Annotated in this window: 17 protein-coding genes, 1 tRNA gene and 1 riboswitch; of the genes, 5 read left to right on the top strand and 13 right to left on the bottom strand. The window is 68.8% G+C overall.

Annotated features, from left to right (window positions below):
• Positions 1 to 262 precede the first annotated feature (262 nt).
• Positions 263 to 1,483 (top strand): acetyl-CoA C-acetyltransferase, encoded by a 1,221-nt coding sequence (locus tag OIC96_RS28690; RefSeq protein WP_330305079.1) that lies wholly within the window; start codon positions 263 to 265, stop codon positions 1,481 to 1,483.
• A gap of 283 nt (positions 1,484 to 1,766) precedes the next feature.
• Positions 1,767 to 2,552: a hypothetical protein gene (locus OIC96_RS28685; protein WP_330305080.1), complete on the top strand. Its 786-nt coding sequence runs from the start codon at positions 1,767 to 1,769 to the stop codon at positions 2,550 to 2,552.
• A gap of 144 nt (positions 2,553 to 2,696) precedes the next feature.
• Here the strand turns inward: OIC96_RS28685 and OIC96_RS28680 are convergent, their stop codons facing one another.
• Positions 2,697 to 3,008: a hypothetical protein gene (locus tag OIC96_RS28680; RefSeq protein ID WP_330305081.1), complete on the bottom strand. Its 312-nt coding sequence runs from the start codon at positions 3,006 to 3,008 to the stop codon at positions 2,697 to 2,699.
• A gap of 104 nt (positions 3,009 to 3,112) precedes the next feature.
• Here OIC96_RS28680 and OIC96_RS28675 point away from each other — a divergent pair, with 104 nt between their 5' ends.
• On the top strand, positions 3,113 to 3,343 hold the full coding sequence (locus OIC96_RS28675) for a DUF4287 domain-containing protein (protein WP_327429272.1): 231 nt from the start codon (positions 3,113 to 3,115) through the stop codon (positions 3,341 to 3,343).
• Positions 3,344 to 3,447: 104 nt separating this feature from the next.
• Here OIC96_RS28675 and OIC96_RS28670 read toward each other — a convergent pair whose 3' ends face one another.
• The 3 genes from OIC96_RS28670 to OIC96_RS28660 form a co-directional block, all read right to left on the bottom strand.
• Positions 3,448 to 4,347, bottom strand: a complete 900-nt coding sequence (locus OIC96_RS28670; protein WP_330305082.1) for a Bax inhibitor-1/YccA family protein — start codon at positions 4,345 to 4,347, stop codon at positions 3,448 to 3,450.
• 180 nt (positions 4,348 to 4,527) lie between these two features.
• Positions 4,528 to 5,703, bottom strand: coding sequence for a 4-hydroxybenzoate 3-monooxygenase (locus tag OIC96_RS28665; protein ID WP_330305083.1), 1,176 nt, complete (start codon positions 5,701 to 5,703; stop codon positions 4,528 to 4,530).
• Between the two features lie 167 nt (positions 5,704 to 5,870).
• Positions 5,871 to 5,953, bottom strand: a tRNA-Leu gene (locus OIC96_RS28660).
• A 402-nt stretch (positions 5,954 to 6,355) separates the two neighbouring features.
• Here OIC96_RS28660 and OIC96_RS28655 point away from each other — a divergent pair.
• Together OIC96_RS28655 and OIC96_RS28650 are read left to right on the top strand one after the other, a co-directional pair.
• A complete protein-coding gene (locus tag OIC96_RS28655) occupies positions 6,356 to 7,126 on the top strand; it encodes an ABC transporter ATP-binding protein (RefSeq protein WP_327429275.1) in 771 nt (256 codons plus the stop codon).
• A 281-nt stretch (positions 7,127 to 7,407) separates the two neighbouring features.
• Complete coding sequence (locus OIC96_RS28650) at positions 7,408 to 9,939, top strand: ABC transporter permease (protein WP_330305084.1); 2,532 nt, start codon at positions 7,408 to 7,410, stop codon at positions 9,937 to 9,939.
• 90 nt (positions 9,940 to 10,029) lie between these two features.
• On the opposite strand, the gene OIC96_RS28645 is transcribed toward OIC96_RS28650, so the two are convergent.
• From OIC96_RS28645 to OIC96_RS28605, 9 genes are all read right to left on the bottom strand, one after another.
• Positions 10,030 to 11,319 (bottom strand): cyclopropane-fatty-acyl-phospholipid synthase family protein, encoded by a 1,290-nt coding sequence (locus OIC96_RS28645; protein WP_330305085.1) that lies wholly within the window; start codon positions 11,317 to 11,319, stop codon positions 10,030 to 10,032.
• 332 nt (positions 11,320 to 11,651) lie between these two features.
• Entirely contained in the window at positions 11,652 to 13,052 is a 1,401-nt protein-coding gene (locus OIC96_RS28640; RefSeq protein ID WP_330305086.1) for an NAD(P)/FAD-dependent oxidoreductase, read from the bottom strand.
• A gap of 490 nt (positions 13,053 to 13,542) precedes the next feature.
• The gene (locus OIC96_RS28635; RefSeq protein WP_330305087.1) at positions 13,543 to 14,484 is read right to left on the bottom strand and encodes a Ppx/GppA phosphatase family protein; all 942 of its coding nucleotides are present in this window, start codon (positions 14,482 to 14,484) and stop codon (positions 13,543 to 13,545) included.
• A 214-nt stretch (positions 14,485 to 14,698) separates the two neighbouring features.
• Entirely contained in the window at positions 14,699 to 15,223 is a 525-nt protein-coding gene (locus OIC96_RS28630; RefSeq protein ID WP_330305088.1) for a DUF501 domain-containing protein, read from the bottom strand.
• A gap of 127 nt (positions 15,224 to 15,350) precedes the next feature.
• Entirely contained in the window at positions 15,351 to 15,827 is a 477-nt protein-coding gene (locus tag OIC96_RS28625; protein ID WP_330305089.1) for an FtsB family cell division protein, read from the bottom strand.
• A gap of 105 nt (positions 15,828 to 15,932) precedes the next feature.
• Positions 15,933 to 17,219, bottom strand: a complete 1,287-nt coding sequence (gene eno, locus OIC96_RS28620) for a phosphopyruvate hydratase (RefSeq protein ID WP_330305090.1) — start codon at positions 17,217 to 17,219, stop codon at positions 15,933 to 15,935.
• 375 nt (positions 17,220 to 17,594) lie between these two features.
• Positions 17,595 to 18,290: a transglycosylase family protein gene (locus OIC96_RS28615; RefSeq protein WP_330305091.1), complete on the bottom strand. Its 696-nt coding sequence runs from the start codon at positions 18,288 to 18,290 to the stop codon at positions 17,595 to 17,597.
• A 4-nt stretch (positions 18,291 to 18,294) separates the two neighbouring features.
• Positions 18,295 to 18,474: riboswitch (cyclic di-AMP (ydaO/yuaA leader) on the bottom strand.
• A gap of 183 nt (positions 18,475 to 18,657) precedes the next feature.
• Positions 18,658 to 19,683 carry a LysM peptidoglycan-binding domain-containing protein gene (locus tag OIC96_RS28610; RefSeq protein WP_330305092.1) on the bottom strand — a complete coding sequence of 342 codons (1,026 nt, stop codon included), beginning with the start codon at positions 19,681 to 19,683 and terminating at the stop codon, positions 18,658 to 18,660.
• 207 nt (positions 19,684 to 19,890) lie between these two features.
• On the bottom strand, positions 19,891 to 21,162 hold the full coding sequence (locus tag OIC96_RS28605) for a cytochrome P450 family protein (RefSeq protein ID WP_330305093.1): 1,272 nt from the start codon (positions 21,160 to 21,162) through the stop codon (positions 19,891 to 19,893).
• Between the last annotated feature and the right edge of the window lie 82 nt (positions 21,163 to 21,244).

The raw sequence follows: 21,244 nt of genomic DNA, 5'->3' as shown, positions 1-21,244 counted from the left end.
AGTTCCCCGCGCCGGGTGCTTTTAAGGGGCGCGGGGAACTGCGCGACCAGCCCCCACCGGCCCGCAGCCAAAAAACCCACCCAGGGGGGTCTGGGGGCGCAGCCCCCTGGGGATGGGACGGGTAGGGGCGGCGGGGGCGAAAAAAGCAAGCGCTTAGAAAAGTGCGGTCCTAGTCACACCCCGACACCCGTGACCTCGACCATACGTACGGGTAACTTCCCAACCAGCCCTGCCCAACCCCCCGTACGCCAATGGAGCCGTGATGCCCGAAGCCGTGATCGTCTCAGCCGCCCGCTCCCCGATCGGCCGCGCCTTCAAGGGCTCCCTGAAGGACGTGCGCCCCGACGACCTGACCGCCACGATCATCCAGACCGCCCTCGCCAAGGTCCCCGAGCTGGACCCGAGGGACATCGACGACCTGATGCTCGGCTGCGGCCTCCCCGGTGGCGAGCAGGGCCACAACCTCGCCCGCATCGTCGCCGTACAGATGGGAATGGACCACCTCCCGGGCTGCACCGTCACCCGCTACTGTTCCTCCTCCCTCCAGACGAGCCGCATGGCCCTGCACGCCATCAAGGCGGGCGAGGGCGACGTCTTCATCTCGGCGGGTGTCGAGATGGTGTCGCGCAGCGTCAAGGGCACCTCCGACGGGATGCCGGACACCCACAACCCCCTCTTCGCCGACGCGGAGGCCCGCACCGTCGCCGTCGCGCAGCAGGAGGGCACCACCTGGCACGACCCGCGCGAGGACGGCCTGATCCCGGACGCGTACATCGCGATGGGCCAGACCGCCGAGAACCTGGCCCGCCTGAAGGGCGTCACCCGCCAGGACATGGACGAGTTCGGCGTCCGCTCGCAGAACCTCGCCGAGGAAGCCATCAAGAACGGCTTCTGGGAGCGCGAGATCACCCCGATCACGACCCCGGACGGCACGGTCGTCTCCAAGGACGACGGCCCGCGCGCCGGCGTCAGCCTGGAGGGCGTGCAGGGCCTCAAGCCCGTCTTCCGCCCCGACGGCATGGTCACGGCCGCCAACTGCTGCCCGCTGAACGACGGCGCCGCCGCCCTCGTGATCATGTCCGACACCAAGGCCCGCGAGCTCGGCCTCACCCCGCTCGCCCGGATCGTGTCCACCGGCGTCACCGGCCTGTCCCCCGAGATCATGGGCCTCGGCCCGGTGGAGGCCAGCAAGCAGGCCCTCAGGCGCGCCGGCCTCACCGTCGACGACATCGACCTCTTCGAGATCAACGAGGCGTTCGCCGCCCAGGTGATCCCGAGCTACCGCGACCTGAACATCCCGCTGGACAAGCTGAACGTGAACGGTGGCGCCATCGCCGTCGGCCACCCCTTCGGCATGACCGGCGCCCGCATCACCGGCACGCTCATCAACAGCCTCCAGTTCCACGACAAGCAGTTCGGCCTGGAGACGATGTGCGTCGGCGGCGGCCAGGGCATGGCGATGGTCATCGAGCGCCTCAGCTAACCCGTTCCCGTAACGGGAGTTGAACCCAGCGTCACCGAATCGGCCCAGAGCCCCGCAACCACCGGGACTCTGGGCCGATTTGTGATCCAATCCCCCCCAAGATGTGACCTATCTCCCTCCGGAGAGGCATTTCCGCAGGTCAGAGCCATTGCGCAACTAAACCCCGGGCCCAAAGTCCTGTCCTTTTCGTGACGTTACGCACTGACAGCTGGATGGTTCTCCCTTCAAGCTGATGTAGGAAGTCGGGGGTCGACTTTGAACCGGGAGTACGTCAGTGAGCGCCATGCCGATTGCTTTGCTGCTCACCACCGCCGCGACCGCGGCCGTGGGCGTCGCCGTTCTGCGCACCCTGCGGGGTCTGCGTCGGCAGGTCGCGGCCCTGCACACCGAGCTCGCCGAGAGCCGCGCCACGACCGCCGCACGCGGTCTGGTGCCCGCGGCTCGCTCGGCCGCCGACGCGGACGAGATACGCGCCGCGGTGGCCGAGGCGCTCGCGGAGGAGCGGGAGCGGGAGCTTGCCGAGGCACGGGCGTTCTGGGCCGCCCAGGAGGCGCGTGACGCCTCGGACGCGCCCTCGCTGCTCGGCCTGCCCGACAGCGAACTGTTCCTGCCGCGCCACTCGGACTTCGTGGGCCTGGAGCACCTGGAGCCGGTGACCGAGGCCGGCCTGGACGCCGAGGAGTTCGCCGGGGACTCCCCCGAACTTGCCGCGGCCCGCCGCCGCCACCCCTCCCACCCGGACTTCGTACCGGTCCAGTCACCTGTCGTGAACGACCATGAGCGCACGGTGGCCTGCCTGGAGGAACTCGCCGAGTCCCGCACGGAACTGGCGGACGTCCGCCCCGGTCCCCTCGGCACCCTCGACGTCTACGTCTTCGCCGACGGCACCACCCTCTGCATGACCCCGGGCCACCGCGAAACCGCCGAACAACTCGCCGCCGCCCTCCGCGCCGGCGAAACTCCGGTCCTCCTCGGCGGCTCCGGAGTCTCCGGCGCCTACGCCCTGACGTTCGCCTACGGCGACCAGAACATCTACATCCTGGCGGACCGAGTCATCGCGTCCCTGTAACGAGGGCCCAGCAGGAGCGCCCCGTAAGGGGCGCGGGGAACTGCGCGACCAGCCACAGCCGGCCCGCAGTCAACCAACTACCGCAGTTCCCCGGCATCACCGGCGGAGCACCCCGCGTCGGAGTCGATCTGAAGGATCCACAGATCAGACCCCGGCGCGTTTCTGCGCCTCCGCGACAAGCCCCACCGCCTCCGCCAGTTCCCCCTCGTCTTTCAGTACGACCGCCAAATCGTGCGCGGCAACGGTGATTTGGTCCGCGGCGGCGAACATCCCCGCGTCAGGCATCTCCCGAGCCTCTCCGGCAGGGTCCTCCAACCGCTGGGCACGCAGTGCCAACTCCCTGGCCAGCCCCAGCGCCTCGGCGGCAGCCCCGCGCTGGAGCCGGCTCTGCGGCGCGGCCCTCAACCGGTCGGCGAAGTGATCCACTGCACGAGTCAAAGGCGTCGTATCAAGCACGCGGCGAGCGTACGCGCCGCACCAGGACTGTTGCCAACAACCCAACCCTCAGGCACGGTGGCGTGAAGGACCGGCTTACATCCCCTTTGCGTCCGGAGGCGCCGATGTCCCACGTCCTCTCCGAGGAGACCCACCGCAACATGCTCGCCCGAATCCCCCACTGCACCGGTCGTGAAATCTCCGACTGGCTTCGCACCGTCGACGAAGGCCCCGCCCTCTTCCGCTTCGAGGAGAAGGTCAGCTGGCTTCGCGCCGAGCACAATCTCGCGTACGGCCACGCCAAGGCGATCATTCACGAGTACGACCTGAGGAGGGCCGCGCGCAAATTGCTCTGAGCGCGCACCACCGTGACGACACAGGCATCCCACGGCAAAGGGCCCGCGAACCGGTGGTTCGTGGGCCCTTCAGTGCAGTCACCAGCCCTCAGGGGCCGGCCCGTCTAGTCGTCGCCGCTGAAGATGGCGACCAGGCGCAGCATCTCGATGTAGATCCACACGAGGGTCATGGTCAGGGCGAACGCCGCGATCCAGGCCTCGTCCTTCGGCGCGCCGTACGTGATGCCGTCCTCGATCTGCTTGAAGTCGAGGGTGAGGAAGAACGCGCCGATCAGGATCGCCAGGATGCCGACGATCGCGCCGAGCGGGCCCATGCTGCGCAGTCCGCCGTCCTCGGCGACGCCGAAGACGACCAGCAGCAGGTTGACCGCCATGACGACGATGAAGGCGATGGCGATGGTCATACCGATGCGCGCGTACCGCGCGGTCACACGGATCCAGCCCGCCTTGTAGACGAGCAGGGTCGCGCCGGCGACCGCCATGGTGCCCAGGACCGCCTGGAAGGGCGCGCCCGACCAGCGGCTGTTGTACATCTCGCTGATGACCCCGAGGAAGACGCCCTCGAAGGCGGCGTAGCCGAGGATCAGCGCGGGCGAGGCCGTGCGCTTGAAGTTCTGCACCATGGCCAGCACGAAGGCGACCAGGGCGGAGCCGATGGCGAGCCCGTAGCTGGTGCTGGACACCGGCAGCAGCGCCCAGGCCAGGATGGCGCCGACGGCGACGGTGCCGAGCGTCATGGCCGAGCGCATGACGACGTCGTCCATCGTCATACGGCCGGTGGTGACCGGGGCCTGCGGCGGAGCGCCGTACTGCGGGGCCTGCTGTGCGTACGGGTTCTGCGCGTAGGGGTTGCCGCCCTGCTGGGCGTACGGGTTGCCCTGGGCGTACGGATTGCCCTGGGTGCCGACAGCGGGTCCCCCGGCCTGCGGCGCCGCGTTGAAGCCCGCGTAGCCGTTGTCGCGGCTGAACCCCCGTCGCGAGAAGACCGGGTTACTGCTCCTCATTTCACTCCTCCATGGCCACCTGGCGCGGCCTTGGCCTCAAGAGTAATAGGTAGGCAAAGGATTGACCCTACTGCTTGGGGAGGATCTTTCCCTTGCGGTGCCACGGTACGCGTGTGTCCCATGCCCTGCCCGCACTGGTACGAAGCCGTGACACCGGCCTCAGCCTCCTTTTCTCACGAGTTATTCCAGGGGAAACCCCGTGTACCCCTCCGCGAGGTCGGTCTCGGCCGCCCGTGAGCTCGCGATCCGCTCCAGACGGGCCAGCTGGACGCGGTCCTCGAAGCCGGTCGCGCCGGGATCGCGGTGCAGCAGGGTCGTCATGTCGTACGAGAACCTCTCGGCCTGCCAGACCCGGCGCAGACAGGTCTCGGAGTAGGCGTCGAGCAGCTCGCCGGAGCCGGTCTCCTTCTCGTACGCGAGTGCCCGCGCGAAGGTGACGACGTCGCCGACGGCGAGGTTGAGCCCCTTCGCTCCGGTCGGCGGCACTATGTGCGCGGCGTCACCGGCGAGGAAGACCCGCCCGTGCCGCATGGGCTCGTGGACGTAACTGCGCATCGGGGTGACGGACTTGGAGGTGATGGGCCCGCGCTCGAGCCGCCAGCCGTCCGTCGTCTCGAAGCGCCGGTCCAGCTCGTCCCAGATCTCCTCGTCGCTCCACGCCTGGGCGTCCGTGCCCTGGGGCACCTGGAGGTAGAGACGGGAGACGCTGGGCGAGCGCATGCTGAGCAGGGCGAAGCCGCGGTCGTGACGGGCGTAGACCAGCTCGTCGTGCGAGGGCGGGACATCGGCGAGGATGCCGAGCCAGCCGAAGGGGTACGTCCGCTCGAAGACGCGGGAGAGCTCGGCGGGCACGGCCCCCCGCGCGACGCCCCAGAACCCGTCGCACCCCACGACGTAGTCGCACTCCAGCACATCCTCGTGTCCGTCGTACGTGAACCGCACCCGTGGCCGCTCGCTCTCGGCGTCCTCCACGGCGAGCGCCTCGGCCCCGAAGAGCAGCGGCCCGCCCTCCTTGAGCTGGAGGGCGATGAGGTCCTTGCACACCTCGGTCTGCGCGTACACCATCACGGAGCGCCCACCGGTGAGGGCCGGGAAGTCGACGCGGTGCCGCCTGCCCGCGAACCGCAGCTCGATCCCGTCGTGCCGCAGCCCCTCCCGGTCCATCCGCTCACCGGCCCCGGCGGCCCGCAGCACATCCACGGTCCCCTGCTCCAGGATCCCGGCCCGCTGCCGCTGCTCCACATACGCCCGGTCCCGGCTCTCCAGCACGACGGACTCGATGCCCGCGTTGTGCAGCAGCCGCGCCAGCAGCAGCCCGGCCGGCCCGGCCCCGATGATCCCGACGGTGGTACGCATCGGCACGCCCCTTCGCGTTCCTCTGTTCGTGTAGTGAAATTTCCTTCACCATTTCCTGAAGGGAGTCTCCGACCGCACGCGCTTGCTGTCAACGGTCGGTGACGAGGTCCTTGAGAGGCCTGGGGAGATCCCCGGGGAAGGCCGCGGCCGAAGTGAGGGGTCGGAGGTGCCCGGAACCGGACTTGAACCGGTACGCCCGCGAGGGGCAGCGAGGTTTAAGCTCGCCGTGTCTGCATTCCACCATCCGGGCAGGCCATGGGCTCCGCATCGAGGTTCCGAGCCTATCGGGGCGCGTCCCCCGAACAGCGGACGGGCGGCCCGATGTTGTCTTATTTTATTGACGTCTGAGGGTGCATCAGCCCTCGGTACGGGCCATCCGCACTTGCCAACAGCCTTTCGGACGCCCCAGGGCGGCGTATACGGAATGACGGAATTTCACCGTCCGAACAGGGCCCGAACACACCGAACACCCGGAGATCGCTCAGGGAAGCCCTGTCATCCCCAGGTATGACGCGACCGCTCCCGGTCCGACCGCAGGCTGCCTTCGGAACCAGAACAGCGGCTGACTACATCGCCCCGAACGGCGACGACGATGGAACACGACCCGAAAGCATCGCCGAAATCGTCGTCGTCCCGACAGGAGCACCCTCCCGTGACCACCACTCCCCTCGCCGACCGAACCACCGCCGTGGCAGCCCGCGCCTCGGAACTGTCGAAGGTCTATGGACAGGGCGAGACCCAGGTGGTCGCCCTCGACCGGGTCACCGTCGACTTCCGCCAGGCCGAGTTCACCGCGATCATGGGCCCGTCGGGGTCCGGCAAGTCCACGCTGATGCACTGTGTGGCGGGCCTGGACACCTTCTCCTCCGGCTCCGTCCGCATCGGCGAGACCGAGCTGGGCTCCCTCAAGGACAAGCAGCTCACCAAGTTGCGCCGGGACAAGATCGGCTTCATCTTCCAGGCGTTCAACCTGCTGCCGACGCTGACGGCCCTGGAGAACATCACGCTCCCGATGGACATCGCGGGCCGCAAGCCCGACAAGGAGTGGCTGGACAAGGTCATCACGATGATCGGCCTCGCCGACCGCCTCGGCCACCGGCCCTCCCAGCTCTCCGGCGGCCAGCAGCAGCGCGTCGCCGTCGCCCGCGCCCTCGCCTCCCGCCCCGACATCATCTTCGGCGACGAGCCCACCGGAAACCTCGACTCCCGCTCGGGCGCGGAGGTGCTCGGCTTCCTGCGCAACTCCGTACGGGAGTTGGGGCAGACCGTGGTCATGGTGACCCATGACCCGGTGGCCGCCGCGTACGCCGACCGGGTGATCTTCCTCGCCGACGGCCGCATCGTCGACGAGGTCTACGGCCCGACCGCCGACTCCGTCCTCGACCGCATGAAGCAGTTCGACGCCAAGGGCCGCACCAGCTGAGCCACGGGTAACTCGCCCCCGCCGCCCCTACCCGTCCCATCCGTTCCTGGGGGCTACGCCCCCAGACCCCCTAAAAGATTGCGCAGTTCCCCGCGCCCCTTTTAGGGGCGCGGGGAACTGCGCGAACAACCCCCACCGGCCCGCAGCCGACGAACCGGCCTACGGGGTCTGGGGCGGAGCCCCAGAAGGATGGGACGGGTAGGGGCGGCGGGGGCGAAAGAACCCGCGCACAGCCACACCCTCCACTCGCCGACAGCCTCCCTCTCCTGGACTGAGAAACAATGTTCCGTACCGCCTTGCGCAACGTCCTCGCGCACAAGGCCAGGCTCCTGATGACCGTCCTCGCCGTGATGCTCGGCGTGGCGTTCGTGTCAGGCACCCTGGTCTTCACCAACACCATCTCCGACGCCTACCAGAAGAGCTCCGCCAAGGGCTTCGACCAGGTCGACGTCGCCATCCAGCCGGAGAGCCAGGCGGACAAGGGCGACACCGTCGGCAAGGAACCGAAGCTCACGCAGCCGCTGCTCGACAAGGCCGCCACGGTCCCGGGCGCGGCCTCCGCGATCGGCGTGGTGAACGGCTTCACCGCCATCGCCGACAAGGACGGCAAGCTCATCGGCGGCGGCTTCCAGTCGCAGGGCGGCAACTACTGGGGCGACAAGGACCCCCGGTATCCGCTGACGAGCGGTCACGCCCCCCAGGGCACGGACGAGGTCGCGATCGACTCGGAGACCGCGAAGCGCGCGGGCTACAAGGTCGGCGACACCGTACGGCTGTCGGTCGACGGCCCGGTCCTCACGCCCACCGTCACCGGCATCTTCACCACCGACGACGGCAACGTCGCCGCGGGCGGCAGCCTCGCCCTCTTCGACACGAAGACCGCGCAGCAGCTCTTCGACTCGGTCGGCTCGTACGACGAGATCGACGTGAAGGCGGCGGCCGGCACCAGCCAGACCGCCCTGCGCAACGCCTTGGACGATGTCGTACCGAAGGACACCGCCTCCACCACCACCGGCAAGCAGCTCGCCGACGACCAGGCCACCATGATCTCCTCGGCGATGAGCGGCATGAAGACGGGCCTGCTGGTCTTCGCCGGCATCGCGCTGTTCGTCGGCACGTTCATCATCGCCAACACCTTCACCATGCTGGTCGCCCAGCGCACCAAGGAACTGGCCCTGATGCGCGCCGTCGGCGCCTCCCGCCGGCAGGTCACGCGGTCGGTGCTGGTCGAGGCGTTCGTGGTCGGCGCGGTCGCCGCCGTCGCGGGCCTGGCCGCGGGCATCGGCATCGGCGCCGGCATGCGCTCCCTGATGGGCACGCTCGGCGCCACCGTGCCGGACGGCCCGCTGGTGATCTCGCCGGGCACGATCGGCACCGCCCTGCTCGTCGGCATCCTCATCACGATGCTGGCCGCCTGGCTGCCGGGCCGCCGCGCCGCGAAGATCCCGCCGGTCGCCGCGATGAGCAGCGTGCACGCGAAGGCGACGACGAAGTCCCTGGTCGTACGGAACACGCTCGGCGCGCTCTTCTCGGCGGCGGGCGTCGCCGTGGTGCTGTACGCGACGACGATGGACGGCTCGGACGGCCAGGCCCCGATGGGTCTCGGCGCGGTCCTGCTCATCATCGGCGTCTTCGTCCTCACCCCGCTGCTGTCCCGCCCGCTGATCGCGGCCGCCGCGCCCGTCCTCCGCGTCTTCGGAGTCTCCGGCAAGCTGGCCCGCCAGAACTCGGTCCGCAACCCGCGCCGCACGGCCGCCACCGCCTCCGCCCTGATGATCGGCCTCACCCTGATCACCGGCATGACGGTGATGGCGGGCAGCCTGCAGAAGTCGATCGACAAGATGGCCAGCTCCGCGATCAAGGCGGACTACGTCATCTCGATGGCGAACGGCAACGCGCTCTCGCCGGACGTCGCGAAGAAGCTCGCCGGCGTCGACGGGGTCACCGACAGCAGCTCGCTGCGCGACGCGCCCTCGCGCATCGACCAGCGGACCGAGTACCTGACGGGCGTGAACGGCGGCTCCATCACGAAGCTCACCGACCTCACGATCGCGGACGGCGCCTTCAAGGTCGGCGGCACGCGGGTCGTCGTGGACAAGGACACCGCCAAGTCCCACCACTGGACGGCCGGTTCGCACTTCACGGTCTCGTACGAGGACGGGAAGAAGGAGAAGCTGTCCGTCGCCGGTGTCTATGAGGGCAACCAGATGATCCACGGCATCATCGTGGACAACGCGACACTCTCCCCCCACCAGACCGGCACCGCCTCCGACCTCCAGGTCATGGTGAAGACGGCGGGCGGCCCGTCGGACGCGGCCAAGGACAAGCTGGAGAAGGCCCTCGGCGACAACCCGGCCATCCAGGTCCAGGACAAGAAGGACATCTCCGACGGCATCGCGCAGATGTTCACGCTGATGCTGAACATGCTCTACGGCCTGCTCGCGATGGCGGTCATCGTCGCCGTCCTCGGTGTCATCAACACCCTCGCGATGTCGGTCTTCGAGCGCTCGCAGGAGATCGGGATGCTGCGGGCGATCGGCCTCGACCGCAAGGGCATCAAGCGCATGGTCCGCCTGGAGTCCCTGGTCATCTCGCTCTTCGGCGGCGTACTCGGCATCGGCCTGGGCGTGTTCTTCGGCTGGGCGGCCGGTGAGCTGCTGGGCACCAAGATGTCGACGTACGAACTGGTCCTGCCCTGGGGCCGGATGGGCCTCTTCCTGCTCCTCGCGGCGACGGTCGGCGTCCTGGCGGCACTGTGGCCGGCCCGGCGGGCGGCTCGCCTGAACATGCTGACGGCGATCAAGTCGGAGTAATCGGAGTAACGCGCCTTGGCGCCTTGGTGGTGCGTGAGGAGGGGCCCCGTTCCGGCTGGAACGGGGCCCCTCCTCACGCACATACGTCAGTCAGTTCCAGGTACGGGCCCGAAGTGGCATCCCGGACCCGCCGGGCACCTCCGGTGTCCTGACCGCCAGCACCTGGTTGACGCCGATGCGGTTGCGCTCGAAGGCGAGCGCGCTGGCCGCCATGTACAGGCGCCAGACGCGGGCCCGGCCGGGGCTGGAGAGCTTGACGGCGCGCGGCCACTGCGCCTCCAGGTTGGTGACCCAGCGGCGCAGGGTGAGCGCGTAGTGCTCGCGGATGGACTCGACGTCGCGCACCTCGAACCCGGCGCGCTCCAGTTGCGTCACGGTGGTCCCGATGGGCGCGAGCTCGCCGTCGGGAAAGACGTACGCGTCGATGAACTCGTCGACGGAGTACGCCGATTCGTCCCGCTGCGGCCGTCGCGCGATCTGGTGGTTGAGCAACCGCCCACCGGGCTTGAGGAGTTGGTACAGCACCTCGGCGTATTCCAAGTAGCGCTCGGCGCCGACGTGTTCGGCCATGCCGATGGAGGAAATGGCGTCGTACGGCCCGTCGGCGACGTCCCGATAGTCCTGCACCCGGATCTCGACCTTGTCCGTCAGCCCCTCGTCGGCGACCCGTTTACGGGCGTACGCGGCCTGCTCCTGCGACAAGGTCACCCCGACGACGCTCGCGCCATGCTCGCGGGCGGCGTGAATGGCCATCGAGCCCCAGCCGCAGCCGACGTCGAGGAGCCGCTGACCGGGCTTCAGGTCGAGTTTTCCGGAGATGAGTTCGAGCTTGTCACGCTGGGCGTCCTCAAGGGTGCCGCCCTCGTCCCAGTAGGCGCACGAGTAGATCATGGACGGCCCGAGGACGATCTCGTAGAAGTCGTTCCCCACGTCGTAGTGGTGGCTGATGGCTCGTTTGTCGCTGCGCTTGGTGTGCAGGTGGCGGCGTCTGCGGACCTCCTCGCGGGGCGGGGCGGGCGGCAGCGGGGATCCGGCCATCTTCAGCAGCCCGCGGACGGCGGCGCGCACCTCGGGGTCGCGCAGGGCCTCGGAGACGCCCCTCGCGTCCTCGCCCCGCTCCCACAGCAGCCCGGCCACCAGGTCCAGGGCGGCGTACAGGTCACCCTCCACGCCCAGATCACCGGCCACCCAGGCCCGGGCGAGCCCCAACTCGCCGGGTTTCCACAACAGTCGGCGCACGGCCTTTCGGTTGCGCACGACGAGGGCGGGGGCGTCGGGGGGACCTGCGACCGAACCGTCCCAGGCGCGGATGCGGACCGGGAGCGGGGCCCCCAGCAACTGTTCCACAAGGCTCTTCAGCCGCGACGCGGCGTCCTGCATGGCGTACACCTCCGAGACAACACTCCCGAACGCTCCAACACCACGTAAACACCAACACGTCCCGCGCGCAGTCCCCCTTCCGCGTTACACCTTCGCAAAATAGATGCACCCACCACGTTTTTCGCCCCCGCCGCCCCTACCCGTCCCATCCCGTTCCTGGGGGCTGCGCCCCCAGACCCCCCTGGGTTGTGTGTCGCCCGCGGGACGGTGGGGGTTGCTCGCGCAGTTCCCCGCGCCCCTGAAGGCGCGGGGGTCTGGGGGCGAAAACCCCGAAGGGGCCGCTCGCACCACGGATGGCGAGCGGCCCCTTCGGGCAAAACGGTGACCGGAGGTCAGGAGGCCTTGGCCTTCTCCTCGGTCTTCGCGGCGGCAGCCGGAGCGGCGGCGGCAGCGGCCGGCGCCGGCTTGGCAGCCTCGTAGAACTCCTCGCGAGGAGACTCGATGGCCCCGAGCGAGACGACCTCACGCTTCAGGAACATCGCAAGCGTCCAGTCCGCGAAGACACGGATCTTCCGGTTCCAGGTCGGCATGGCCAGACCGTGATAGCCGCGGTGCATGTACCACGCCAGACGACCCTTGAGCTTGATCTTCATCTTGCCCATGACGATCATCGCGACGCCCTTGTGCAGGCCGAGCCCCGCGACAGCACCCTTGTTGGAGTGCGCGTACGACTTCTGCGGGAAGCCCCGCATACCGGAGACCACGTTGTCGCCGAGGACCTTCGCCTGACGCAGCGCGTGCTGCGCGTTCGGCGGGCACCAGGCGTTCTCGACGCCGGCCTTGCGGGCGGCCATGTCGGGAACCTGCGCGTTGTCGCCGGCGGCCCAGATGTAGTCCGTGCCCTGCACCTGGAGGGTGGTCTGGGTGTCCACGTGACCACGCGGACCGAGCGGCAGACCGAACCGGGAGAGGACGGGGTTCGGCTTGACGCCGGCCGTCCACACGATCGTGTTGGAGTCGACCTCGAGGCCGTTCTTCAGAACGACGTGGCCGTCGACGCAGGAGTCCATGGACGTGGAGAGGTAGATCTCCACACCGCGGCTCTCCAGGTGCTCCTTGCCGTACTGACCGAGCTTCGGGCCGACCTCGGGAAGGATCTTGTCCGCGGCGTCGACGAGGATGAAGCGCATGTCCTCGCGGGACACGTTGGTGTAGTACTTCGACGCGTCGCGGGCCATGTCCTCGACCTCGCCGATGGTCTCGGCGCCGGCGAAACCGCCACCCACGAAGACGAAGGTGAGCGCCTTGCGGCGGACGTCCTCGTCGGTCGTGGAGTCGGCCTTGTCGAGCTGCTCAAGGACGTGGTTGCGCAGGCCGATGGCCTCCTCGATGCCCTTCATGCCGATGCCCTGTTCGGCGAGGCCGGGGATCGGGAAGGTGCGGGAGACCGCGCCCATCGCGATGACGAGGTAGTCGAAAGGCAGCTCGTACGCCTCACCCACGAGGGGGGCGATCGTGGCGACCTTGCGGTCCTGGTCGATGGTGGTGACCCGGCCGGTGAGAACCTCCGCCTTGGGCAGCACGCGTCGCAGCGGGACGACGACATGCCGCGGGGAGATGCTGCCGGCGGCGGCTTCGGGGAGGAAGGGCTGGTAGGTCATGTACGACCGGGGGTCGACGACCGTGACGGTCGCCTCTCCGTAGCGCATCTTCTTGAGAATGCGCCGAGCTGCGTACAGGCCTACGTACCCACCGCCTACTACGAGGATCCTGGGACGCTCCGTGGTGCTCATGCCATCGAGTATCCACCCGGTCATGGGGGGTCGCTCGTGCGCCCCTTCACAAGCTCCTACAGGGGCTCTGCTACACTGCGCCGCCCACGTGACCCAGGTCATGGTGACAAAGGGGAACCACCGTGCTCCGCGGACCGTTGTCAACACCGCGTGAGCTGCCGCTCCGGCCTTTCGGACCCCTCTCGGACCGACTGGACCAGACCCCCGCCTCGCCCTTCGGCGACACCCTCGGAATGCTCCTGTGAGCACGCTCCCGGGCCGCCTGAGCCCTCCACGGCAACCCCTAAGACTCAATCCTCGCCCAGCAGGGCTTTTTTCCTTGTGAAGAACTTCACGAACTTTCCCGACGGCGCATCACCGAGGGGCTTTTCGGTGCCCCTCAGGCGCGCTCATACGTTATCCGACCTGCTCAGCCGAGGGCTACCGACAAGTAGTCAAGGAGACCCAAGCCACGGCCGGAACATGGCCTACGCCACGGCCGCACCATGGCTTACGCCACGGACCACGCGATCCCGTCGAGAATGTCGTGCTCGCTGACATCGACCTCACGCGCCCCGATCCGCTCCATGATCGAGAGCAGTACGAGGGCGCCCGCGGCGATCACGTCGACGCGCCCCGGATGCATGGAGGGGACGGCCGCGCGCTCGGCGTGCGTCGACGCCAGCAGCCACTCGGTGATCTCGCGGACACGGTCGTAGGAGACGCGGGAGTGGTGGATGGCCTCGGAGTCGTACTCGGGCAGGTTCTGCGCGATCGCCGACACGGTGGTGACCGAACCGGCCAGCCCGACGAGCGTGTGCGCCTCGCGCAGCGGGACCGTCTCCTCGGCGAGGTCGAGGGCCGCCTCGATGTCGGCGCGCATCGCCGCGATCTGCTCCTTGGTGGGCGGGTCGGTCACGGCGCCGTCGTGCACGAGGTGCCGCTCGGTCATCCGCACGCAGCCGACGTCCACGGAGCGCGCCGCCCGCACATGGTCGTCGCCGACGACGAACTCGGTCGACCCGCCGCCGATGTCCACCACGAGGTACGGCTTGGCGAGGTCGTCACGCCCCGTCAGCTCCTTCGTCGCGCCCGTGAAGGAGAACTCGGCCTCCTGGTCACCGGAGATGACCTCGGGCTCGACCCCGAGGATGTCCAGCACCCCGCGCACGAACTCGTCCCGGTTCTCCGCGTCGCGGGACGCCGAGGTCGCCACGAAGCGCAGCCGCTCCGCGCCGTGCTCCTTGATGATCGCCGCGTACTCCCTGCACGCCGCGAAGGTCCGCGCCAGCGCCTCGGGAGCCAGCCGGCCCGTCCGGTCGACGCCCTGCCCGAGCCGCACGATCGTCATCCTGCGGTCCAGCTCGACGAGTTCCCCCGTCTCCGGGTCCGCGTCGGCGACGAGCAGCCTGATGGAGTTGGTGCCGCAGTCGATGGCAGCGACCCTGGTCATGAGCTCTGGTCTCCTGTCGTGGGTGGGGGTGCTTGGGGGTGGTTCTTTGGCTGCGGGTGGGTGGGGGCTGGTCGCGCCCACGCGGCGGAGCCGCATATAGGCACAGCCCCGCGCCCCTAAAAACCGTCGGCCTGCCCCGGGTGCTTTTAAGGGGCGCGGGGAACTGCGCGACCAGCCCCCACCGGCCCGCACCCGACACACAGCCGAGAGGCCCTCAGTCCCCGTCCGGCACAACCACACACGCACCCTTGCGCCACCACTCCGGCAGCAAGGCGATCGCCTCGTCGCCAAGGGGGTTCACCCCCGGCCCCGCGGCCAGGGAATGCGCCACGAGCACGTGAAGGCACTTCACCCGGTCCGGCATACCTCCCGCACTGGGAAAGCCCTCCAGAACCTCGATGGAGTCGCGCCGCGCGATGTAGTCCTCGTGGGCAGCCCGATACGCGGCGGCCAGCTCAGGATCCGTCGCCAGCCGCTCCGTCATCTCCTTCATGACCCCGTTGGCTTCGAGCGTCCCGATCGCGGACGCGGCCCGCGGACACGTCAGGTAGTACGTCGTCGGGAACGGCGTCCCGTCGGGAAGACGCGGCGCCGTCTCGACGACGTCCGGCTGCCCGCACGGGCACCGGTGCACGATCGCGCGCAGCCCGCGCGGCGGCCGCCCGAGCTGCTGCTTGAAGGCCTCGACGTCCGCGTCGGTCGGCTCGGTGCGCGGGGTGGTCGGCGGTGGCGTTTCCATGCCGTGAGTCACATGTCTTTCTGGTCAGTTCATGGTGCTGGGTCGGCTCATGTCGCTGGTCAGTTCATGGTGCCGGGTCAGCTCATGGTGCTGGTCGGTTCATGGTGCCGGGTCAGCTCATGGGCCGTCACTGGTCGGCGGCGTCGGACTTGTCCACGCCGTCCCAGACGTTGGAGTACCAGGGACGGTCGGCCGCCCCCTGGTCGGCGCGGGCCTGCTTCGCCGCGTCCGGGTCGATCACGACGTAGCCGGTCTCGCCCGGCATCACATAGTGCAGCCGCTGCCGGATCTGCTGCTCGGCGTACGCGTCGTCCTGCCAGCGCGCCTTGAGGTCGCGCAGCTGCTCGACCCGCTCGCGGGCCTGTGCCCGCTGCCGCTCCAGATCCGCGATCTCGGCGCGCTGGGACACGTACTGCCTTATCGGGTACGCGAGGGCGACGACGAGGGAGCAGAGGACAAGTGCGAGGAGCGCTGCCCGGCCGGTCAGCCGGGAGCGGCGGGCCTGCCGCTTGGTCTGGGATCGGTAGACCCGGGCCGCCGTCTGCTCGCCGAGCAGCTTCAGCCTGGTCGCGGTGGAGAACCGGTCCCGGTCCTTCACGGCCATGAGTCCCGCCTCCCCAGCACAAGCCCGTCACGTGCGTACGTCCCCGCACACGGTACGGGACCGAGTACGGGGACGTACGTACGACGCTTCCTACGAGGCCGCGCCTCAGCCCTTGAAGCGCGGGAAGGCGCTGCGGCCGGCGTACACCGCCGCGTCGTCGAGGATCTCCTCGATGCGCAGCAGCTGGTTGTACTTGGCGACGCGGTCCGAGCGGGCCGGGGCGCCGGTCTTGATCTGACCGCAGTTCACCGCGACGGCGAGGTCGGCGATGGTGACGTCCTCGGTCTCGCCGGAGCGGTGGGACATCATGCACTTGAAGCCGTTGCGCTGGGCCATCTCGACGGCGTCCAGGGTCTCGGTCAGCGAGCCGATCTGGTTCACCTTGACGAGCAGGGCGTTCGCGGAGCCCTCCTCGATGCCACGGGCCAGGCGCTCCGGGTTGGTGACGAAGAGGTCGTCGCCGACGATCTGGACCTTGTCGCCCAGCTTGTCGGTGATGACCTTCCAGCCGGCCCAGTCGTCCTCGTACAGCGGGTCCTCGATGGAGACGAGCGGGTACGCGGAGACGAGCTCCTCGTAGTACTCGGTCATCTCGGCGGCCGAGCGGGACTTGCCCTCGAACTCGTACTTGCCGTCCTTGTAGAACTCGGACGCGGCGACGTCGAGCGCGAGCGCGATCTGCTCACCGGGGACGTAACCGGCCTGCTGGATGGCCTCGATGATGAGGTCGAGCGCGGCGCGGTTGGACTCCAGGTTCGGGGCGAAGCCGCCCTCGTCGCCCAGGCCGGTGGACAGGCCCTTGGTCTTCAGCACCTTCTTGAGGGTGTGGTAGACCTCGGCGCCCCAGCGCAGCGCCTCGGAGAAGGACTCCGCGCCGATCGGGGCGATCATGAACTCCTGGATGTCCACGTTCGAGTCGGCGTGCGACCCGCCGTTCAGGATGTTCATCATCGGAACGGGCAGCAGGTGCGCGTTCGGGCCGCCCAGGTAGCGGAAGAGCGGGAGGTCGGACGCCTCGGAGGCGGCGTGCGCGACGGCGAGCGAGACGCCGAGGATGGCGTTGGCGCCGAGCGAGCCCTTGTTGTCGGTGGCGTCCAGGTCGAACATCGCCTGGTCGATCAGGCGCTGCTCGGTGGCGTCGTAACCGACGAGCTCCGGGCCGATCTGCTCGATGACGGCGAGGACGGCCTTCTCGACACCCTTGCCCTGGTAACGGTTGGGGTCACCGTCGCGGAGCTCGATGGCTTCGAAGGCACCCGTGGAGGCGCCGGACGGGACGGCGGCACGACCGGTGCTGCCGTCGTCGAGGCCGACCTCGACCTCGACCGTGGGGTTGCCTCGGGAGTCCAGGATTTCCCGGGCTACGACGACGTCGATGGACGGCACGAGCATCTCCTTCTGGGATGTGACGCGGGTAACGCGGAACCTGTGATGGCTCCGCGACATGAGCCTAACCGCCTCGGGGGGATCGGCCAGCCGGTCGCCCACCCCTTGGGCAGAACCGAGAGTAAATTGTTTCCGAACGGAACAAAAACCTGCGGCCCCGCACATGAACCCGTACATGAATCCGTACATAAAAAAGCCCCGCCCCGGTGCGTACGGGGGAAGACGCACCTGAGCGGGGAGCCCGTGGGGACGGGGGGACCCTCACGAGGCCTCCACTATGGAGACCGCATATAGGAGAGGGCTGTGGTTCAGCTGCGAGCCCGTTGTCAGCTCTCCGCCGAGAGCCGTCGGCAGGCGGCAGGCGGCAGCCGCGACCCGTTGTCAGCTCAGGTGAAGCTGCTGACCCGGGTAGATGAAGTCGGCGTCGTCGACGATGTCCTTGTTCAGCTTGAACAGCTTCTGCCAGCCGCCCTTGACGTGCTTCTTCTCGGCGATCGAGCTGAGGGAGTCACCCTTGACGACCTTGTACTCGCCGTCACCCTTCTTGACCTTCTTGCCGGTCGGGGTGGTGACGGTCTTCGCGGCGGCCGGGCGCTCCGCGGAACGGGAAGCGGGCTGCTCCGTCGTCCGGGTGGTGGAGGTGGCGGTGCTCGACGGGGTGGTCGAGGCACTGGACGAGCTGGAGGTCGTCCCACCGGTGTACGCGGCGCTGGACAGGCCCGTGCCACAGGTCGGCCAGGCACCCTTGCCCTGCGCGGCGAGGACCTTCTCACCGATGGTGATCTGCTCGGACTTGGACGCCAGGTTGGCGGTGGAGGCGTAGGCGGTGCCACCGTACGCCGCCCAGGTGGAGGCCGAGAACTGCAGGCCGCCGTAGTAGCCGTTGCCGGTGTTGATGGACCAGTTGCCGCCGGACTCGCACTGGGCGACGGCGTCCCACTCGGACGCGGTCGCCGCGGAGGCGTTGCCGGCCGCCATCAGCGGGGCGGCGATGGCGACACCGGTGACGCCGGCGAGCGTGGCGACACGGGCGGCCTTGAACGGGCGGCGGTGCTTGCCCTTGCTGGAAAACAGCATGGAGTGATCCCCTCACCGACGCCTGCGAGGTGAGCTGTCGGGTTCGGGCGGGTGAGTGCCCGGTCGTACGGCCCCCGTCTTCACGACGTCGGACGTACGGCTTCACCCCAAGCCGCTCCCGGTGAACTACCGGGCGCGGCGCTTACCTTGGGTCCCCCGCTCCTGCCTACGGCGCTTGACGCGACGACTGTTCCCGTACGGCCGTTGGCAGGATTCGGCGTTGCAACCGTCGGGGCCCGCTGTGGCGAGCGGTCACGACCGTAAGCAGTCGATACCCGGAATTTCAAAGACGATCAGGGCTTCTGAGACTCATGTCTCACTCTCGCCAAACCGGACATTCCACAGCGAACCGTGACGCGAACTCCCGCTACTTTTCGCCCGATTCGGCACCAACTGCAAGGCTCTGACCGGGCACGATGAGGTCGGGATCGGTGCCGACCGTCTTCTTGTTCTCGGCGTACAGCTCGGCCCATCCGCCTTCGAGGTCAAGGGCGTCGGCGATCGTCCAGAGACTGTCTCCGGTGCGGACGACGTACGAGCCGTCGGCGGCGTCGCGCGAGGCGCTGGAGCCACGCGAGGCATGCCGCCCGGAAGCGCTGTCCGTACGGCCGTCGGTCACGCCCTCCGCCGCACCCTCATCGGCGGTGTCGCCACGGTGACGCCCCGCGCCACTCGTCGCACTGTCGGACGCACTCGAAGACTCGTCGTTCTGCCCGGACTTGTCCGGGTCGTCACTCTTCGCCGTATCCGTATCCGAGCTGTCGGAATCCTGTGAATCACTGTCGCTGGAGGAGGTGTCGGACTTCGTCGTGTTCTCGGCCTTGTCCGAGGAGGCACTGGAAGACGAGGATGAATCAGATGAATCAGATGAATCGGAGGAGTCAGACGAACCGGATGAGGGAGATGAGTCCGCCAAACCGGACGAGTCCGAGGAGCTGGAAGAGTCGGAGGAGTCCGAGGAGCCGGAGGAACTCGACGAGTCGTCCGCCACGCCCGTGTCGACCTCGACGGAGCCCGAGTTCTTGCTGAGCCCGGAAAGCGGTCCGCAGGTGGGCCAGGCGGCAAGGCCCTGGTCGTCGAGGATCTTCTCGGCGATGGCTATCTGCTGCGAGCGGCTGGCCTGGTCGGCGCTCGGGGCATACCGGGTGCCGCCGTACGACTCCCAGTTCTCCTGGGTCAACTGCAGGCCGCCGTAGTACCCGTTCCCGTCGTTCGCGCTCCACGATCCCGCGCTCTCGCACTCCGCGACCCGGTCCCAGGTGGTGCCGTCGGCCGCGCTCGCACTGGTGGCGCCGAGCAACGGGATCGCGATCGCCGATCCGGTCACCCCCGCGGCAACGATGAGAGCCGGGGCCTGACGCGGGCGACGATGACGGCCGTTCCCGGAGAGCATGCGGAAGCCTTTCGCGTGACAGCAAGTGACAACAGCGGCCACTGCGATAGGCGGGCCGCGTTGGTGATCGAACGTATCCGCACTCGAACGCTTGTCACAAGTCGATGCAGCACAGATCACGTGAAGATCACGGAGTTGAGGGACCGTCACCTTTTCGCAGGTGGACGCCCGTTGCCCGGCACACCCGACAGCCGTCGTCCGGCATGCCTACCGACCTGGTGTGAACTCCACGGGAAGCGTGCGCAATCCACGCATAATGAGCCCGCCGCGCCAGCGCAAATCGGCAGAATCTCCCGCGAGTTGGAGATCGGGGAGACGGGTGAGCAGCGTGGCGAGCGCGGTCTGCCCCTCCAGACGGGCGAGCGGCGCGCCGAGACAGTAGTGGATGCCGTGGCCGTACCCGAGGTGCTGATTGTCACGCCGCGAGAGGTCGAGCGTGTCCGGCTGCTCGAACCGCTCGGGGTCACGGTCCGCAGCCGCCAGTACGACGAGGACGGGGTCGCCGGGCGCGATGTCCTGCCCGCCGATCCGCACGACCTCGGTCGCGAACCGCCAGGTCGCCAGTTCGACGGGGCCGTCGTAGCGGAGGAGTTCCTCGACGCCGGTTTCGAGGAGTCCGGTGTCCTTGGCGGCGAGCGAGGCCTGGAGGCGTGCGCGCTGCTCGGGGTGGGTGAGGAGGGCGTACGTGCCGTTCCCGATCAGGTTGACCGTGGTCTCGAAGCCGGCGAAGAGAAGGATGAACGCCATGGCGGCCGCCTCGTTCTCGGTGAGGTGCTCGCCGTGGTCCGAGGCGCGGATGAGCCCGGAGATGAGGTCTTCGCCGGGGGTGGGGTGCTCGGACAGCGCTTCCCGCTTCCGGTGGATCAGCTCGGCGAGATAGCCGCGCATCTTCTTGACGGACCGCGCGACGCCTCCTCGGGGCCCTCCCCCGTGCCGGATCATCATCCCCGCCCAGTCCCGGAAGTCGTCCTGGTCCTCGCGCGGGACGCCGAGCAGATCGCAGATGGCGTAGATGGGGAGCGGGAACGCGAAGTCGTGGATGAGGTCGGCGGAGCCCTTGTCGGCGAACTGGTCGATGAGGTGGTCGGTGAGTTCCTGCACGCGCGGTGCGAACTCGGCCACGCGCCGGGGAGTGAAGGCCTTGGAGACGAGCCGTCGGAGCCTCGTGTGATCCGGCGGATCGATATTCAGCAGATGCGTCATCAGCTCGGCTTTGCGCTCGCCCGGGATACCCGTCTTCCCCTTCGCGTGGGCGGGTTCGTCGTGGTGGGCGGGGTTCTTGGACAGCCGCTGGTCGGCGAGCGCCTGCTTGGCGTCCGCGTACCGGGTGACGAGCCAGGCCTCCACCCCGCTGGGGAGGCGCGTCTTGTGCACGGGGGCGTGCTCGCGGAGCCAGGCGTACGCCGGGTAGGGGTCGGTGGCGAACTCCCAGGTGAAGAGTTCGGGGGCGGGGGCGGCGGAGGGCTGATGCTCGGTCACTCCTTGACGGTATCCGGAGGTACTCGAAGCCCCGAGTCACCCCAGCTCCCCATCGGCCAGCCCGCGCATCGGACAGCCTGCG

The organism is Streptomyces sp. NBC_00775 (assembly GCF_036347135.1).
Lineage (GTDB): Bacteria > Actinomycetota > Actinomycetes > Streptomycetales > Streptomycetaceae > Streptomyces > Streptomyces lutosisoli.
Note: the sequence above shows the minus strand (reverse complement) of the source record. Positions and strands in the feature narration are given on the sequence as shown.